We start from the raw sequence: 17,871 nt of genomic DNA on the forward strand, positions 1-17,871 counted from the left end.
GAGTAGCACTGCGGACCGCAGAACAAGATCTGGCAACGATGCCACCATCGGATGCCACCCGTTACCTGTGCGCGGCTGTCCAGCTGGACAGCCGGCTCGCCAAGCAGGTCGTTCGTGACGTTCTGGACGAGAGATACAAGGCTCCGCCGTCCTCGCCTGACGTCGATCTGGTGCCGGTCGTTCTGCACGCCATCGAGGCTCAGAAACGGCAGTTCGTCCGCGATCTCCTGCTGACGCTGCTGTTTTTCGTCGGGGTGTGGGCCCTCTACACCGCGCGGCCACTCGCCTTCGTGCTGGCAACAGCGCTCTGCTGGGTGGTCGTCTTTGGCGAGACGCTGGTGGCGACGTACGGCGTGGTCGCACACGAGCTGCATCCGGCACGGTTCAAGCCGGACCAGATGTCGCGGCCATACAACGCCGAGCAACGCCGGCGACTCGTCAAGATCGCCGAGGCCCGGCAAGGAAACGTCAGCGTCTACAGCGCTTTCCGGCCCTTCGTCGGCAGTGGGAAGCTCGTCGACGCCTGGTCCATCGTCCTCGACACCGATCAGGCGGCAGAGGAGGGTCGAGAGGTCGAGAGCTTCACCGCCCTGGAGGTCCACGACTTCGTCCGCGACCAGCTGCGCGACCTGCGGACCGGCACGGTCACGATGACCGACCGCGTCTTCGTCGACGGCCGCGACATCCGCGACGACCTCCGGTTCCTGCCCGAGCAGGTCGGAGCGCCGGTGACGGCCGTCGATCCCGCGCTGCTGCGCAGTCTGATGGTCGAGTCCGAGGACCGGGCCCGCCCGTACCTGTGCATCACGGTCAGCGGCTGGCACGGACAACTGGTTCATTCGACCTTCTTGCGCTTCGTTGTGACGCCCCACGAACTGTTCGTCGAGGCCAGCCATTTCGTGCTCACCCCGGTACGGGACGAGTTCCAGGAGGTCGACCGGCTGCTGCCTGAACCGACCGCCGGCCAGGCATTGCGGATCGGCGGCCGAGCGCTGCGACGGACGCCGGGCCACTTGTTCCGGGCACCCCTCGCGACGGCCGCCCACCTGTTCGGCCCGGCGGCGGACGAGCACCAACGGACCAGGCAGAAGCGAGAGATCCTCAACGCGCTCCGGTTCGACCACGGCGCCCCTGTCAGCCCGCGCGAGACGGTCAGCGACAGGTGGTACCAGCGGTACTTCCAGCAGCTCGACCACGACTGGTACACGAAGGTGATCGACAAGCGACTGTTCCAGTCGCTCACCGAGTTTCTCGAATCCAAGGGCATCGACGTCGCCGAGCTGACCCAACGCCAGACGGTCATCCAAAACTCCGGCGTATGGGTTGCGGGAGGCGGCTCCATCACCGCGGGCAGCATCGCCGCCGGTACCGGGTCACGAGCGACAGCCATGATCTCCAAGGTCGCCAACGCGGCCAAGCAAGGCGTCAACGTAGCAGTGGAAAGGCACTGATGAAGAACTACGGGATCAATGTCACGGGCGGAAAGGTTGAGGCCGGCGCGATGGCGGCCGGCGACCACGCGACCGCGACGAACATCTCCGCCACGTCGGACTCACTTACCGACGCCCGCGCCCAGATGACGCAGCTCCTCGAGCTGCTGCGCGCCGAGACGGACCTGCCTGAGCAGACCGTGCCGATGGCCGAGCTGGCTGATCACGAACTGTGGAAGGAAGAACCCGACAAGAACTCGGTACTACGTCTGCTGGAACTGATCGCGTCCGGAGCCAAGTCGATCGCCTCGATCGGCGGCGCGGTGACCGCGGTCCAGCAAGCGGTCAGCGCAATCCTGTAACTGTCCGGGGGGACTGATGTCTGTCTACTGCACCGTCTGCGGCACCCGCCGCGCGGAGTCGGCCAATTACTGCACCCACTGCGAAGCCGGCTTCGAAGAATCCCATCCCACCCGTTCTACCGAAGCCCCAGCCAGCTACGGACAGGGCTGGTACGTCGGTGCCACCGTGGCCCTCGCCGTCGCCGTAACACTGGTAATCATCGGCCTGAATGCGCTGATCGTGCACTCCGTGAACGGCACGATCGAAGACTCCGACTCTCGCATCTTCGGGTCCAAGCTCGACTCGAACGGATATGTCGTCCCCGCCGAGGGCAACCCCACCTCCGAGGAAGCCCCGACTTGGTCGCCCCCGCCGACGGAGTACGTGACGACCGAACCGACTTTCGAGCCGACCCCGGACCCCACGCCGACTCCCGAACCGACACTGGGCAACGAACTGGTCTCGATCACCCCCGAGGCAGCCCAAAACCCCGCCGCATCGGCTGTCATCGAACTGCTGACCACCTACTACAGAGCCATCAACGATCACGACTATCTGACATACCAGGCCCAGCAAACTCGCGCAGCGCAAGCCCTGCTGACCCGCCCCGATTTCGCCACGGGCTTTCGCTCCACCGTCAATTCCGAGGTCGTCGTCCAGGCCCTCACGCCCACAGCCGACGGCCGCCTGCTGGCCAGCGTCACGTTCACCAGCAACCAAGACGCAGCAGACGGACCCAAGAGTCAAACCTGCACCCGCTGGGCGGTAGGCAAATTCCTGAAGGGTCGATCCCCGGCCCTCCTGATCGACAAGGCCCCCAAGACCTACAAAGCCACCTTCGACCCCTGCTGATTCCCACACCGGGGGTGGCTGCGCAAGCGGGCTAGCGGGGGGATAGGTCTGGGCCGGGGCCTCGGTCTACTGTGCGGAGGAGTTGGGTTCGGTTGGCTACGCCGAAGCGGCGGTAGAGGCGGGTGAGTTGGGATTCGACTGCTTTGACGCTGAGGTAGAGGGCGGCGGCGATCTCGCGGTTGGTGGAGCCGTCTCGGACCATGGCGACGATCTGTTGTTCGTTGTCGGTCAGTTCCGATGGTTGGCGGCTGCGGCTGGGGACGTCCAGGCGGGCCAGTTCGGTTTCGGCGACCTCGCGCCAGGCGGGGGCGCCGTAGGCCTCGAACTGTTCGATCGCGTCGAGGAAGGCGGTGCGGGCGACCGAGCGGCGGCGGGCCTGGCGGGCGACCCGGCCGCGGGTCAGCTCGCAGCGGGCGATGTCTAGGGGGTAGACCCGGTCGCCGGCACCGGCGACTGTCTTCTCCAGCAGGTCGAGTGCGGCCGCAGGGTCGCCCTGCTTGGCGATCAGGAGAGCCTCGGAGCGGGCCAGGCCGATCTGGATCACCTGACGATCCAGGAGATCCGCCCGCGCCCGGATCTCCGCGATCAACCGGGCCGCGTCGTCCAGCCGGCCGGCGGCCACCAGCGCCTCGGCATAGTCCGCGTGCCAAGGAATCACCGCGGGGTCGAACGGCATCGCGCCCTCGCCACATTCGGCGATCGCGTCGAACGCCTCGACCGCCCGCTGCGGGTCACCGGCCAGTACTGCGACCAGTCCCATCCCCGCCAGCGCCGGGCCCATCCATTCGTCGTTGCCGACCACGCGAACGCCTTCGAGAGCAGCCTCGGCGAGCTCGCGCGCCATCGTCACCGACCCGCCGGCCCATTCGGCGCGGCAGGCGATGACCAGACCGACCTCCGGCTCGTCGCCGATGTCCTGCAGCAACTGGTAGCACTCGTGGCCGGCGGCAAGCGCATCAGCACCTCGTCCGCTGCGTTCGTAGATCGCAGTCGCCGACAGCAGCGCCGACGCCAACCATCGCACCGCACCACCGGCACGGACCTCGTCCACCAGCGCGCTGATCGCATCGATCGCCTCTTGGTTGCGCCCACGGAACAGCTCCCGCATCGCAGCCATCTGCCGCGCACCCAGAACGGTCTTGGTCAGCGGCAACCCGACGGACAGTGCGGCCGCTTGCTCCAGCAGCTCATCCGACGTCGTCTCTCCACCAGCAGCGATCTGCACAGAGCTAGCCGCACTCAGCGCGTCCACCACGGCCTCGGTATCACCACAAGCACGAGCAAGCCGCTCCGCAACCTGCGCGTCCTCCCGAGCCTCGTCGAACCGCCGGTCGAAGTACGCGCTCGTACTACGGGCAATCCGCACCCGTGCCTCAAGCCGGCCATCACCCGTGGCCACCTCGAACGCCTGATTGAGCAGGTCGAGTCGCTGGTCCTTCTCAGGCCAGGCAGTTTCGACCAGGAGCAGTAGCGCAGTCACCTTCGTCTCTGGCCGAGTAGCAGCCTGTACGGCGAGTCGCGCCATCTCCGCTGATTCCACCAGGTGCCCAGCGGCGGCTGCATCGTCCGCGGCTCGAGTCAGCCGCCGAGCCCGGTCGTCCTGCCGATCCGGCGGCGTACGTTCGGCAGCAAGTCGCCACAGCGTCGCAGCAGCGCCAAGAGCACCCCGCCCGCCCGCGACGCTCGCCGCCTCCTCGATGGTGCCGGCCAGGTCCGCATTGGCCTCCTGCGTCGCCAGCGCCCGGTGCGTGGCGTTCTCCACCGGCTCGTCCACCACAGCGGCGAGCCGGGCGTGCGCCTGCCGACGCGCGGCCGACGTCGCCTCGGCGTACACGAACTCCCGGAGCAAGGGGTGGGAGAATCGCAGCCGCTGCTCGACGATGTCGATCAGCCCGAATCCCTCGGCCTCGGCGAGCTCGGCATCGATCACGCGACCCAGCGCGCGGCTGAGTTGGGTCGTAGTCGGCCGCGGCGACGAGGCGGCGTGCAGCAGTACGTCGTGCGTCGCTGGGCTGAGGTCGGCGAGCCGGTCTCCCAGCAGCGTCTTCAAGCGGCTCGACACCGGCAGCGGATCGTTGGGCGAAACGCCTTGCGGGTGACGCAGCACTGCGCGGCCCAGCTCCAGTGCCATGAACGGGCTGCCGGCGCTCGCGGTGAAGATGCGGCGCGCCGTGCGGACCGGCAGTGGACTCGACAGCCGTCCGCGGAGGAGTGACAGGACGTCCGCCTCGACCAGCGGCGGCACCTCGAGCTGCAGCACCGGCTCAGGGCAGGCCTCGGCCATGGTCGGGAGGTCACCGTCGGCCACCTGCTCGGTGGCCAGCATGTGCACGCCTTCGGTCAGCCGGCGGGCGCAGAAGGTGAGTACTTCGAGGCTGGACTGGTCGACCCACTGGATGTCGTCCACGACGAGCAGGACCGGCCCGGAGGCCGCCAGGCGCCGTAGTACGTGCAGGACTGCCAGCCGGACAGCCAGCTCGTCCCGCACCGTGTCAGGGGCGCTGGCCTTGAGCAGCGCGACCTCCAGCGGCTGCCGCAAATGGTCGGGCAGCACCTGCCAGGCCAGCTCGAGCTGGTTGGAGAGGAGATCGAGGAGAGTGACGTACGGCAGGCCGGCTTCGCTCTGGGACGGCGCGGCGCTCAGGATCCGCCAGCCCGCCCTGGTGCGCTCGGCGACCAGCGCACGGCCGACCGCGGACTTCCCGATCCCGGTAGGTCCGTAGAGCAGCACGGAGCCACTGGTCTCGAGCTGCTTCTTCGCACGCTCGACCAGTCCGGCGCGCCCGACCAGCTCGTCGTCAGTCATCGATCAACATTCTCCCCGAAGGATTACATTCGCCGACATCACAGTCGAGTGCCAGTGGACACGGCGAGTGTCACATATAGAGATACTCCGGCCATCCCCTCGTTACCTATCTGTTCCTGCGTGCCCAAGCTCACAAATGCGCATCGAACCGGCGTGTCGCCCGGAATCACGCCGAAAGCCGCCCGGGCCGCCACAAGTATGTGGCGGCCCGGGCGGTAACGAACAGCAGTCCCGTACTCCGGAACGCGGCTAGATCGACTCGAGATCGCGCTCGATCGCGGCCAGTTCCTCCTCGGAGCCCTGCACCTTCGGTCCGGTGAACCACTTCCGGGCCGAGGCCAGCCACCAGATCCCGGCGAATCCGAGCACGACCAGGACGGCGATCGGCGTGTAGTTGAAGGTGCTCCCACTGACCGGGCTGACCTGTGGCAGCATGAACAGGATCGTGATGAAGACGACCCAGACGATCGCGACCACACCGATCGGCTTGCTCCAGCGGCCGAGGTGCCACGGGCCGCGGACGAACCGGTCGCCCTGGAGCAGCCGGAGCAGGGTCGGGATCACGTAGGCGATGTACAGCCCGATCACCGCGATCGAGGTGACCGCGGCGTACGCCGTCGCGTTCCACAGATACGGCAGGCCGAGCAGGAAGGCGCCGACCGCGGCGAGCCAGATCGCGTTGGTGGGTGTGCGCGTCTTCGGATTGATCTTGTGCCAGAAGTTCGACCCCGGCAGCGCACCGTCGCGGGAGAACGCGTAGATCATCCGCGAGTTCGCCGTCACCGACGACATCCCGCAGAACAGTTGCGCGCCGACCACGACGACCAGCAGGACCTTGGCCATCGACGAGCCGACCGCGTCGATGAAGATCTGCGCGGGCGGTACGCCGGTGTCGGTGCCGGTCGCACTGTCATAGCTCTGGATCGCGAACGTGAGGCCGATCAGCAGCACCCAGCCGGCCACCAGCGAGACCAGGATCGACATCACGATGCCGCGCGGCCCGGAGCGCGCCGCGTCGTGCGTCTCCTCGGTCATGTGCGCCGAGGCGTCGTAGCCGGTGAACGTGTACTGCGCGAGCAGCAGCCCGAGCATCGCGACGTAGAAGGTGGAACCCCAGCCGGTGTTGTTGACGAAGTGGCCGAAGACGAAGCCGGCCGACTGGTGATGGTCGGGCACGAATGCGAGCACGACAACGATGAACAGCACGCCGACGATGTGCCACCAGACGCTGACATCGTTGAGCCTGGCAACCAGCTTGACGCCGACCGAGTTCAGCAGTGCGTGCACCAGCAGGATCAGCCCGAACAGCAGAATCGTGTGTCCCGGTGTGGCGGAGAAGCCGAACTGCAGGTCCAGCAGGGCGTTCAGGAAGAAGGCCGCACCGAAGTCGATGCCCGCGGTGACCGCCACCTGACCGAGGAAGTTGAACCAGCCGGTGAACCAGGACCAGGCCGCCCCGTTCGACGGCGCCAGTTTGGCCGACCAGTAGTACAGGCCGCCTGCGGTCGGGAAGCTGGAACACACCTCGGCCATCGCCAGGCCGACCAGCAGCGTCATCAGGCCGACCACCGGCCAGCCCCAGACGATCATCACCGGGCCACCGGTGTTGAGGCCGAAGCCGTACAAAGTCAGACAGCCGGACAGGATCGAGATGATGGTGAAGGAGACGGCGAAGTTCGAGAAACCGGACATCGTCCGGGACAGCTCCTGCGCATACCCCAGCTGGTGCAGGCGTTTCTCGTCCTCACTCAGCGTGGGACTTCCCACGCCTCCGTCGGTCTGGTCGTTGCTCACGAGGGCCTCCTCGGTCCTGCTGGCGGAGTGACGGCGCGATCGGAAACCAATGGTCTTCAGGCAGACCTTTAAGGCCTCAATTGAGTCACCAGAGCCAGACCGTGTCAAGCAATTGAGCCCCAGAAGCCGCACTGGTGTTCCTTGGCCAGGTCGACCGGGGCGATTTCGCCCGCGGCAAGTGACTGGACGTGATCCTTGTGCCGGAACGGCTGCCACCGCGGCTGACCCGGACCGTTCGGGTTCCCGGTGTAGGCGAACTGCGACCAGTAGCGGATCATCGTCGCCGAAAGTTGCTTCTGCGCGGGAGTGCGCGGGCCGGGGAGTTGCGCGTCGGTGAAGAGGTACTGCAGTTCGGCGCCGTGGAAGGCACCGGTCGGGAAGTTGGGCTTCGGAAGAGTGCTGAACCACGGCGCAGTCTCGTCGGCGAACTCGTACGCATACAGCGGCGTCCATGCGGCGAGTGCTCGATCTCGATCAAGGACCGGGCAGCCCCAGGCCCAGTCGGTGACGACGGCCGACAAGGCCTCACCGGCCGAATGGAACTTACTGACGGGGTAGCGGGCAAGGACCCGTTCGGCGTCCGGCTGGTCGAACAAGGTGTGGATTTCTGCGCGGTAACTGGCGGGCGTCGTCACCTGCTGGATTGCTGTTTCGATGGCCGCGGTGAACAAGCGATGCTCATCGCGCGTGATCCCCTGGATGATCGGCACGTGGTTGAAGCGGCCGGTTGCGAAGGCACGATCCGGGCTGAGCGGCAGCACACCACCGCCGACCGCCGGTCCTGAACCGATTCCGACGTCAGACCACTTGATGAGCTCCTCCGGGTCAAGGTCGCGCAGGCAGGCCGCCGCGCCGGCCGGGTCGGAGCAGCCGAGTTCGGCCGCAACCTCGAGGCCGTGCTGCTCGCGCTCGGAGCGTGGCAGCGGGAACCAGGTCGGCGGTCCGGGCGACCAGTTGCGGCCGGTGCACTCAGCGCTCTGCAGGATCGCCTTCTGGAACAGCCCTTTCGAGGCCGGCGCGACCAGATGAGAACAGACACTGGTGCCGCCGGCGGATTCGCCGAAGATCGTGACATTGCCCGGATCGCCGCCGAACGCCGCTGCGTTGCGCCGGACCCAGCGCAACGCTGCCTGCTGGTCTTCGAGGCCGAAATTCCCGGAGAGGTGGCGAGCACCGCCGTGGTCCAGCGCCGGGTGCGCGAGGAAGCCGAAGATGCCCAGCCGGTAGTTGGGGCTGACCACGACGACCTGGCCGCTGTTCGCCAACCGCTGCGCGTCGTACAGGCTGGCGGCTCCGTTGATGAAGCCGTTGCCGTGGATCCACACCATGACCGGCAGCTTGCGTGCGCCGCTGGCGCGTGGGGTGGTGACATTGAGGTAGAGACAGTCCTCGGTGATGCTGGGTTCGTCGATCAGCCCTTCGGCCTGGGGGCAGCGATTTCCGGGCTTGGTGGCGTCCCGGATGCCAGGCCAGGACGCGGCCCGTTGCGGTGACGCCCAGCGGAGCTTGTGCTCGGGCGGTGCGGCGTACGGAATTCCCTGGAAGAGCCGGGCCTCCGCGGTGAGCCTGCCGCGTACGACGCCGGCGTCCGTCGCGACGACGGTACTCGCGTACGGCGTACCGGGGGTGCTCGTCGCGCCTTCGGCCGTTCCGCCCCAGAGCGCGGCCGAACTCGCGAGCACTGCCGTTGTCAGCAGTGCTCCGACTCGGCGGGAGAGGCCGGGCCGGAGTCGTCGCCGACTCGATCCGTCGTGGTGATTCTGCTGTTCCATGGCGTTCCTCGCATCCTCGAATGAATTCGTGTGTGGGTCCCACTAATATAAAGTGTAAGGTACACACGAAGTCAACCGACCGGGGAGACGACGATGCCGATGACCGAGGACGCCCAGTTGCCACCCGGGCTCGCATTGGCCTGGGGGCTGCCCGCCAAGGCGAACAAGCTCGGCCGGAAACCGACGCAGAGCGTCGAGCACATCGTCGATGCGGCCCTCGAGCTGGCCGATGCCGACGGGTTCGCCGCGCTGTCGATGCCCAAGATCGCCCAGAAGCTCGGGCTGACCGCCAACGCGATCTATCGCTACGTCAGGTCCCGCGACGAGTTACTGGTGCTCCTCGGTGACGCAGCCTGGGGCCCGGCACCGGATCAGGTCGCAAGCGCCCGGGACTGGCGAGCCGGAGCCACCGCCTGGACGCAGGGAATGGTCGATCGGTGCGACGTCCACCCGTGGCTCTGCGACCTGCCCATCCGCGGAGCGCCGATGACGCCGAACCAGCTCGGCTGGGCCGAGGCGATCCTCAGGGTGCTGACCGGCGCCGGGCTGAGTCCCGCCGAAAGCCTGTCGTGCGCGTTGCTGCTGGACGGCTATGCCCGGCGGATCGCCGGTGCGCGCCGCGATCTGCGCGAGAGCACCCTGACGTCGGTCGAGCCGGCGGCGGTGGCCCGATTCCTGGAACCGCGGCTGCACGAACTCGGCTACACGATCCTGGCCGGCCTGATGACCGGCGACCAGTACACCGACGAGATCCACGACGACGACGTGACCTTCGGCCTCGACCGGATCCTGGACGGCATCGAGGTCCTGATCGCCCAGAAGGCCGGCTAGGTCAGCTGATCGCGCAGAAGGCTCGCTGGGCCAGCTGATCGCGCAGCACGCTCGCTGGGCCAGCTGATCGCGCAGAAGGCTCGCTGGGCGAGCTGATCGCGCAGAAGGCTCCCTAGGTCAGGAAGCCTCGGAGCAGGGCGGCTGTGCCGGAGAGGTGTTCCTGCATGGTCTGCCGGGCGGCGTCCGGGTCGCCGGCGAGGATGGCGTCGACGATCGCCTCGTGCTGGCGGTTCGAGTGCTCCAGGTTGACCGCCAGCAAGGGGATCGCGTCGAGGAGTTCGTTGAGGCGCATCCGTACATCGGCGGTGGCGGACGTCAGCGACGGCGATCCGCTGACCTCTGCGATGGCGAGGTGGAGCCTGGAGTCCATCCGGCGGTAGTCGGTGAGCGAGGCCGACGAAGTCTCGGCGAGGCAGTGCCGGAGGTGGTCCGCCTCGGCTTCACTCAACACGCGCGAGGCGGCCGCTTCGGCGGCGCCGGCTTCGAGGGCGGACCGCAGTACGAGGGCGTCGTCCACTCCGGCGCCCAGTTCGCGGGTGAGCTGTTTCGCCGAGACACGGCGCGGTTTGGGAAGGACGTCGTTGACGAAAGTTCCGCCGTACCGGCCGCGGCGGGACTCGACGTAGCCGGCCTCGGTGAGGGCGCGGATCGCCTCCCGCAGGGTGACCCGGCTGACGTTCAGCCGGGCGGCCAGGTCGCGCTCGGACGGCAGCCGCTCGCCGGGCGCGACGACGCCCAGTTTGATTGCCTGCAGCAACCGTTCGACCGTCTCCTCGAACGGGTTGCCGGCCCGCACCGGGCGGAACAACGCCTCGTCCGCCCGGTTCCCCGGCTCCGCGACCGTCACAGCTCCACCTTCTCCCCGTTGGAAACTCCAGCTTAGAGCGGCGTCACATAAGCACCCGAGATGCCTCCATCGACCAGGAAGGTGTTCGCGGTGATGAAGGACGAGTCGTCGCTGGCCAGGAACGCGACCGCAGCGGCGATCTCCTCGGGCTCACCGAAGCGCCCCATCGGGACATGCACCAGCCGGCGGTTGGCCCGCTCCTCGTCCTTGGCGAACAGCTCCTTCAGCAGCGGCGTGTTCACCGGCCCCGGGCAGAGCGCGTTGACCCGGATCCCCTGCCGCGCGAATTCGACACCCAGCTCGCGGCTCATCGCCAGCACGCCGCCCTTCGACGCGGAGTACGAGATCTGGGACGTCGCCGCACCCATCACCGCGACGAACGAGGCCGTGTTGATGATGGAGCCCTTGCCGTGGCGCTGCATGTGCGGGATGGCGTACTTGCAGCAGAGGTACACCGACGTGAGGTTGACCTCCTGTACCTTGCGCCACGCCTCCAGGCCGGTCTCCAGGATCGACCCGTCTTCCGGCGGCGAGATGCCGGCGTTGTTGAACGCGATGTCGACGCTGCCGAACGTGTCGTACGCCTGCTGGAACAGGTTCTCCACGTCGCGCTCGCTGGTCACATCGGTCGGGACGAACAGCCCGCCGACCTCGTCCGCGGCGGCCTTGCCAGCGGCCGGATCGAGGTCGCCGACGACGACCTTGGCGCCCTCGGCCGCGAGCCGCCGGACGCTGGCCAGGCCGATCCCGCTGGCACCCCCGGTGACCACCGCTACGCGGCCCGCCAAGCGGCTCGCCTTTACGTCCGTCATCAGTCCTCCGTAGAAATGAAGATGTTCTTGGTCTCGGTGAACGCGTCCAGCGCGTCCGGCCCGAGCTCACGACCGAGCCCGGACTGTTTGTAGCCGCCGAACGGCGTCGAATAGCGCACCGACGAATGCGAGTTGATCGACAGGTTGCCCGCCTCGACCGCACGCCCCACCCGCAGCGCCCGGCCGACGTCCCGGGTCCAGATCGACCCCGACAGCCCGTACTGCGAATCGTTGGCGATCCGGATCGCATCGGCCTCGTCCTCGAACGGGATCACCGCGACCACCGGCCCGAAGATCTCCTCCTGCGCGACGCGATCCCCCGGTTCCGCCGTCAGCACCGTCGGCGGGAACCAGTAGCCGGGTCCACTCGGCGCGCTCCCCCGGAAGGCAACCTGCGCATCGTCCGGCACATAGCTCGCAACCCGCTCGAGCTGCTTCGCCGAGATCAACGGCCCCATCTCGGTCGCGGCATCCCCCGGATCGCCGACCTTGACCCCCTGCACCGCCGGCTCGAACAGCTCCATGAACTTCTCGTACGCCGAACGCTCCACCAGGATCCGCGAGCGCGCACAGCAGTCCTGGCCCGCGTTGTCGAACACCCCGTACGGCGCCTGCGCAGCCGCCTTCGCCAGATCCGAGTCGGCGAACACGATGTTCGCCGACTTGCCACCGAGCTCCAGCGTCACCCGTTTCACCTGGTCAGCGCACCCGGCCATGATCTGCTTGCCGGCCCCGGTCGACCCGGTGAAAACAACCTTCCGTACTGCGGAATGCGTGACGAACCGCTGTCCCACCACAGTTCCGGCACCCGGGATGATCTCGAGCACGCCCGGCGGAATCCCTGCCTCCAAAGCGAGTTCGCCCAACCGGAGAGCGGTCAGCGGCGTCAACTCGGCAGGCTTCAGGACGACGGTGTTGCCGGCCGCGAGCGCCGGGGCGAATCCCCAGCCGGCGATCGGCATCGGGAAGTTCCAGGGCACGATGATGCCGACCACACCGAGCGGCTCGGCGAACGTCAGGTCGATGCCGCCGGCAACAGGAATCTGCTTGCCGAAGAGGCGCTCCGGCGCGGCCGAGTAGTAGTTCAGGACATCGCGGACATTGCCCGCTTCCCAGCGTGCATTGGAGATGGTGTGCCCGGCGTTCTCCACCTCGAGCGCCGCCAGGTTCTCCAGGTCCGCGTCGACCGCGTCGGCGAACCGGCGCAGCAGGCGACCCCGGTCGGCGGGCGCGACGGCGCGCCATCCGGCGTACGCGGCGGAGGCCCGGGCGATGGCCTCGTCGGTCTGCTCGACCGAGGCGAGGTCGATCGTCGCGACCACCTTCTCGGTGGCGGGGTTGATCACGTCGTACGTCACCGGGACGCCCTCCTTTTCTTGCCTTCAGCAACCAAAGCGGTGAAGAGCCGGAGATCGTCCGGGTTCTCCTCGGGATGCCACTGGACGCCGAGCGCGAAGGGATGCCCTTCGACCTCGGCCGCCTCGACCGTGCCGTCGCCGGCGCGGGCTGTGACTTTCAGCTCCGGCGCGACGATGCCGAGGGCCTGGTGGTGATAGCAGTGCACGGTCATCTGCTCGCCGAACAACCTGCCGGTGAGCGAGTCGGGGTCGACCTTGACCTCGGTCTGACCGAAGACCGCCGGCGACGGGCGGTGCTGCTCATGGGCGACGACGTCTGGGAGGTGTTGCTCCAGCGTTCCGCCGAGCGTGACGTTGAGCATCTGTAGACCACGGCAGATGGCCAGCAGTGGGAGGTCGCGATCGAGCGCTGCCTTGATCAGGAGGGCTTCGTGGTCGTCGCGGCCGGGACGGGTGTCCACCGTCGCGGGATGCGGCACAGCGTCGTACGAGCCTGGATCCACGTCGCAACCGCCGGCGATGATCAGGCCGTCCAGGACATCGAGGACGGTCGGATCGGTGCCGACGGGAGGGAGCAGCAGCGGCACGCCGCCTGCCGCGTTCACTGCGTCGAGGTAGACGCGCGGGAGCAGGGCCGCCTCACGTTCCCAGACACCCCACACTGTGGGTTCGAGATAGGTGGTGATGCCGATCCGCGGCCGCCCCCACACCCGCACTTTTCTTTCCTTCCCTTCAGAGCCGTTCGAAGCCACGGGTCAGCTCCCAGTCGGTGACGGCCGCGTCGTAGGCGTCGAGTTCTACCCGCGCGGCATTCGCGTAGTGGTCGACCATCTCGTCGCCGAACGCCTCCCGGGCGACCTTCGAGCCGACGAACAAGGCCGCGGCTTCGCGAAGAGTGGTCGGGACGTGCGGTTTGTCGGAGTCGTAGGCGTTGCCGTCGAACTTCGGTTCCAGTTCGAGCTGGTTCTCGATCCCGTGCAGGCCGGCCGCGATCAGGGCGGCGACTGCGAGGTACGGGTTCACATCTCCACCAGGCAAGCGATTCTCGACCCGCAGCGACTCGCCGTGCCCGACCACCCGGAGGGCGCACGTGCGGTTGTCGAGACCCCAGGCGACCGCGGTCGGTGCGAAGCTGCCCGGGACGAATCGCTTGTAGGAGTTGATGTTCGGGGCGAGCAGGTAGGTGAGTTCGGACAGGCAGGCGAGCTGCCCGGCGATGAACTGCTCCATCAACTCGGAGAAGCCGTGCTCACGGTCGCCGGCCAGGACGGCGTCACCGTCGGCCGAGCGGAAGCTGAGATGGATATGACAGGAGTTGCCCTCGCGTTCGTCGTACTTCGCCATGAAGGTGAGGCTCTTGCCGTGCTTGGCCGCGATCTCCTTCGACCCGGTCTTGTAGATCGAGTGGTTGTCGCAGGTGACAAGCGCCTCGTCGTAGCGGAACGCGATCTCCTGCTGGCCGAGGTTGCACTCGCCCTTCGCCGATTCGACGTACAGGCCGGCGCCCTCCATCGAATTGCGGATGTCGCGGAGCAGCGGCTCGATCCGGGAGGTGCCGAGGATGGAGTAGTCCACGTTGTACTGGTTGGCGGGATCGAGACCGCGGTACTTCTTGTCCCAGGCGGCCTCGAAGGTGTCGTTGAAGACGATGAACTCGAGTTCGGTCCCGACGTACGCCTTCATCCCGAGCGCGGCGAGGCGGTCGAGCTGGGCCTTGAGGATCTGCCGCGGCGAGGCGGGCATCGGCTTGCCGTCGAGCCACTGGACGTCGCACAGCACCAGGGCCGTGCCCTCCAGCCAGGGGAGCAGGCGCAAGGTGTCGAGGTCGGGCGCCATCAGCAGGTCGCCGTACCCGCGTTCCCAGGACGACATCTCGTAGCCGTCGACCGTGTTCATGTCGACGTCGACGGCGAGCAGGTAGTTGCATCCCTCGGTCCCGTGCTGCAGCACCTCCTCCACGAAGTACCGCGCGCCGCACCGCTTGCCCTGCAACCGCCCCTGCATGTCCGTGATCGCGACCAGGACCGTGTCGATCTGCCCCTTCGCCACCAGATCCCGCAGAGCCTGCACACTCAACTTGCCACGATCAGAGGCCACTATCGCTCCCGGTGCATTCTATTGGTCTACGGCCAGTCCATTAACCCCATCGTAGGCGCGCGCTCCACGGCCGTGTCAATCGGCTGCCCAGTTCGGCAGCCCGATGTCAAAAGCTGCAACTGTGGAAAAGCTGTGCGCCGGGCTCTTGAGATCCGGCAGACTAAGGCGGGTTTTGGCCTGGCAGGCTGGACCGTATTCGACCGAGAGCTGGGGGGATCCACAGATGGCAGGCGAGAAGCTGCGATCGACCGAGGTGGACGGCGTCCCCGTCTTCTGGGTGCCGGGTGACGGCGTCCTGCGGGCCAGCCTGTGGTTCCGGGCAGGGATGGTGGACGAGTCGCTGCCGACCCGCGGCTGGCTGCACCTGCTGGAGCACATGGCGCTGCACGGCCGGGACTCGATCCGTACGCCGGTGAACGGTCACGTCAGCCTGCTGCACTCGAGTTTCGATGTGGAAGGCGAGCCGGCCGACGTGACCGCCTTCCTGCGCGACGTCTGTCGGTGGCTCACCACGCCGGACTTCTCCGACCTGGAGCACGAGCGCCGGGTGCTGCGCGCCGAGGGCGCGACGCGCGGCAGTGGCGCCGTCGGCAGCCACCTGCTCTGGCGGTACGGCGCTCGCGGTCCGGGCCTGGCCGGGTACGACGAGATGGGGCTGTACACCGCCGAGGCCGACCGGCTTCGCGAGCTCGCCGGCTGGGCCTACGCCCGCGGAAACGCGGCCCTCGCCCTCACCGGTCCCCCACCGGCCGGACTCGACCTGCCGCTGCGGGACGGCCCGCGGGTCCTCCCTGCGCCGGCCGTTCCGTGCGACCAGCCGCTGCCGGCGGGTTTCGCCGGCCGACCGGACGCCATCGCGCTCTCCGGGACAGTGACCCGGTCGAGCGCTGCGGCCGCCATGCTGCGAGCGCTGGAACGGAACATCCAGCAGGGGCTCCGGCACGGTGCGGGCGTCGGCTACAGCGCCTGGTCGTCGTACGAAGCAGTCGAGGCCGACCGCGCGATGCTGACCGCGGGCATGGACGTCATCACCGAGGCCTTGCCGGTGGTCGTCGCGCAGACCACTGCGGTACTGCGCCGCCTTCGCGACCTGGGCCCCGATCCGGCGGAGTTGCGCGACGATCTCACGCAGCAGATCCGCCAGTTCACCTCGGCCCAGGCCGGGCCCTACCTGCCCTACATGGCCGCCCGCGAGGCGCTCCTCGACCGGCCGCTGACGACGAGCGTCGAAGAGCTGGCGGCCGAGACCGACGCGGTCACTGTGGCGGAGGTCCGGCAGGCTGCGCTCGAACTGTGGAACAGCCTGCTGGTCTCGGTCGACGAGGCCGGTGCCGGCGATCCCCAGCTCACCTGGCTGGGCGGACCGCCGCCGCCCACCCGCCAGCCGAGCGGCCGGAAGTTCCGCCCGGTGGGCAACCCGGTAACGAAGGGCACGCTGACCATCGGCGAGACCGAAACCCAGCTGCAGTCGGCCGCGGCGCGAACGTCCGCGGCGTACGCCGACGTCGCGGGCATGATCAAGTATCCCGACGGCGGCCGGCAGCTGATCCGGCACGACGGCTACCAGCTGACCGTCGAGCCGACGTTGTGGCAGCAGGGCCGGGAGGCGGTGGCGATGGTCGACCACGCGGTGCCACGCCCGCTGCACATCCCGCTGCCCGAGCGAACGCCGGACCAGATCCCGCACTCCTCGGTCCGGACGATCGACAAGCTGCGGTACTGGACCAATCGGCCCGTGGTCTGGGTGCCGTTCCTGCTGGTCTGCCTCCTCGGCGTGGTGCTGCTGTCGTCGACCGACGAGGTCATCGATCATGCGCCCCGGCTTCTGCTGACCAGCGCCGGTATCGGCATCGCCACGTACGTCGTCCAACGCCGCAAGGAACGGAACAAGTGATGAGGCTGCGCCGCCGACCAGCAGAGCCCACGATCGCCATCGACCCTTGCATGGGCGATCAACAGGCCCGCACGTTCCTCGACGCGCTGACCCGGGCCGACTGGCCGGCGGCGCGCGAGATCCTCGCCCGGACGGACCACCCTGACGACCGGGCGTTCCTGCTCGACGTCGCCGGCTCCGCGCCCGGCGTACAGCATTGGATCGGGTCTGTCGCCGCTGACGATCCGCTGGCTCAGCTGGTGCGCGGATGTCATGCCGTCGCGTGGGCCTGGGAAGCTCGGGGCGGTTACAGCGCGCAGTACACGCAGCAGGAGCAGTTCAGGATCTTCTTCGAGCGACTCCGCACCGCCGAGACCTGCCTTTACGACGTCGTCGCGCGTACTCCGGACGAGCCGGTCGCCTGGGCGTTCCTGGTGCGCACGGCGCGCGGGCTGCAACTGCCGCTCGAGGACGGCGAGTACCGCTTCCGGCAGGCGATCGAACGGCACAGCACCAACCTCAAGGCCCACTTCGAGTGGATGCAGACCCAGTGCGAGAAGTGGTCCGGCAGCCACGACCAGATGCACCGCTTCGCCCGGGACGCGGCCGGCTACAGCCCCGACGGCAGCATGCTGCACGCCCTGATCCCGCTGGCGCACCTCGAGGTGCTGATCGACCTGGAGGGGACGGCGAGAAGGTTGTACATCACCCGCCCCGACGTCCAGGAGGACCTGCGGATCGCGGCCGGCCTGTCGATCTGGCACCCGGCTGCCGAGTTCCGTCCGGGCTGGCCGGTGTATCTCAACATCTTCGCGGTGGCCTTCTCGCAGTCCGGCAACCGGCCCGCCGCGCGGGCCGTGTTCGAGCGCCTGGGCGACAACGTGACCGATTTCCCCTGGGGATATCTGGGCGGCGACCACGCCACCAACTTCCTCAAAGCCCGCGCCGCCGTCGGCTGACCCGCGTCAGGCGCAGTACTGCCGTGGCACCAAGAGGACAGGGAATCGCTTTCCTGTGGCCGGGATGACGCTCAAAATCGGCTGATCCGGCCGCCCGC

General features: G+C 68.0%; 14 protein-coding genes. 6 read left to right on the plus strand and 8 right to left on the minus strand.

All coding sequences use genetic code 11. The annotated features are described in order from the left end of the window. The first annotated feature begins 38 nt into the window (after positions 1-38). From ABZ004_RS24015 to ABZ004_RS24025, 3 genes are read left to right on the plus strand one after another with little or no spacing between them, the layout of a single operon-like run. A complete protein-coding gene (locus tag ABZ004_RS24015; RefSeq protein ID WP_355682919.1) occupies positions 39-1,451 on the plus strand; it encodes a hypothetical protein in 1,413 nt (470 codons plus the stop codon). Further along, positions 1,451-1,792 carry a hypothetical protein gene (locus tag ABZ004_RS24020; RefSeq protein WP_355682920.1) on the plus strand — a complete coding sequence of 114 codons (342 nt, stop codon included), beginning with the start codon at positions 1,451-1,453 and terminating at the stop codon, positions 1,790-1,792. Before ABZ004_RS24015 ends, ABZ004_RS24020 begins: the two co-directional genes overlap by 1 nt. A gap of 16 nt (positions 1,793-1,808) precedes the next feature. Continuing rightward, positions 1,809-2,624, plus strand: a complete 816-nt coding sequence (locus tag ABZ004_RS24025) for a hypothetical protein (protein ID WP_355682922.1) — start codon at positions 1,809-1,811, stop codon at positions 2,622-2,624. A gap of 31 nt (positions 2,625-2,655) precedes the next feature. On the opposite strand, the gene ABZ004_RS24030 is transcribed toward ABZ004_RS24025, so the two are convergent. From ABZ004_RS24030 to ABZ004_RS24040, 3 genes are all read right to left on the minus strand, one after another. After that, entirely contained in the window at positions 2,656-5,430 is a 2,775-nt protein-coding gene (locus ABZ004_RS24030; protein WP_355682924.1) for an AAA family ATPase, read from the minus strand. A 249-nt stretch (positions 5,431-5,679) separates the two neighbouring features. Beyond that, positions 5,680-7,224, minus strand: coding sequence for an amino acid permease (locus ABZ004_RS24035; protein ID WP_355682926.1), 1,545 nt, complete (start codon positions 7,222-7,224; stop codon positions 5,680-5,682). A gap of 104 nt (positions 7,225-7,328) precedes the next feature. Then, complete coding sequence (locus ABZ004_RS24040; RefSeq protein ID WP_355682927.1) at positions 7,329-8,996, minus strand: carboxylesterase/lipase family protein; 1,668 nt, start codon at positions 8,994-8,996, stop codon at positions 7,329-7,331. A gap of 93 nt (positions 8,997-9,089) precedes the next feature. Here ABZ004_RS24040 and ABZ004_RS24045 point away from each other — a divergent pair, with 93 nt between their 5' ends. Beyond that, positions 9,090-9,827, plus strand: coding sequence for a TetR/AcrR family transcriptional regulator (locus ABZ004_RS24045; protein ID WP_355682929.1), 738 nt, complete (start codon positions 9,090-9,092; stop codon positions 9,825-9,827). Positions 9,828-9,939: 112 nt separating this feature from the next. On the opposite strand, the gene ABZ004_RS24050 is transcribed toward ABZ004_RS24045, so the two are convergent. Genes ABZ004_RS24050 through ABZ004_RS24070 form a run of 5 tightly spaced genes read right to left on the minus strand, consistent with a single transcriptional unit; the run spans position 9,940 to position 14,941 of the window. Then, positions 9,940-10,674, minus strand: coding sequence for an FCD domain-containing protein (locus ABZ004_RS24050; RefSeq protein WP_355682931.1), 735 nt, complete (start codon positions 10,672-10,674; stop codon positions 9,940-9,942). A 32-nt stretch (positions 10,675-10,706) separates the two neighbouring features. Continuing rightward, positions 10,707-11,486 (minus strand): 3-oxoacyl-ACP reductase, encoded by a 780-nt coding sequence (locus ABZ004_RS24055; RefSeq protein ID WP_355682933.1) that lies wholly within the window; start codon positions 11,484-11,486, stop codon positions 10,707-10,709. Continuing rightward, positions 11,486-12,844 (minus strand): aldehyde dehydrogenase family protein, encoded by a 1,359-nt coding sequence (locus ABZ004_RS24060; protein ID WP_355682935.1) that lies wholly within the window; start codon positions 12,842-12,844, stop codon positions 11,486-11,488. The genes ABZ004_RS24055 and ABZ004_RS24060 overlap by 1 nt, the downstream gene beginning before the upstream one ends. Next, the gene (locus ABZ004_RS24065) at positions 12,841-13,560 is read right to left on the minus strand and encodes a gamma-glutamyl-gamma-aminobutyrate hydrolase family protein (RefSeq protein WP_355682937.1); all 720 of its coding nucleotides are present in this window, start codon (positions 13,558-13,560) and stop codon (positions 12,841-12,843) included. Before ABZ004_RS24065 ends, ABZ004_RS24060 begins: the two co-directional genes overlap by 4 nt. A gap of 16 nt (positions 13,561-13,576) precedes the next feature. After that, on the minus strand, positions 13,577-14,941 hold the full coding sequence (locus tag ABZ004_RS24070; protein ID WP_355682939.1) for a glutamine synthetase family protein: 1,365 nt from the start codon (positions 14,939-14,941) through the stop codon (positions 13,577-13,579). Between the two features lie 223 nt (positions 14,942-15,164). Here ABZ004_RS24070 and ABZ004_RS24075 point away from each other — a divergent pair, with 223 nt between their 5' ends. Then, the gene (locus ABZ004_RS24075) at positions 15,165-16,835 is read left to right on the plus strand and encodes a hypothetical protein (RefSeq protein ID WP_355682941.1); all 1,671 of its coding nucleotides are present in this window, start codon (positions 15,165-15,167) and stop codon (positions 16,833-16,835) included. Beyond that, positions 16,835-17,773: a hypothetical protein gene (locus tag ABZ004_RS24080; RefSeq protein WP_355682943.1), complete on the plus strand. Its 939-nt coding sequence runs from the start codon at positions 16,835-16,837 to the stop codon at positions 17,771-17,773. Before ABZ004_RS24075 ends, ABZ004_RS24080 begins: the two co-directional genes overlap by 1 nt. Positions 17,774-17,871 lie beyond the last annotated feature (98 nt).

It is taken from the genome of Kribbella sp. NPDC006257 (assembly GCF_040613535.1).
GTDB lineage: Bacteria > Actinomycetota > Actinomycetes > Propionibacteriales > Kribbellaceae > Kribbella.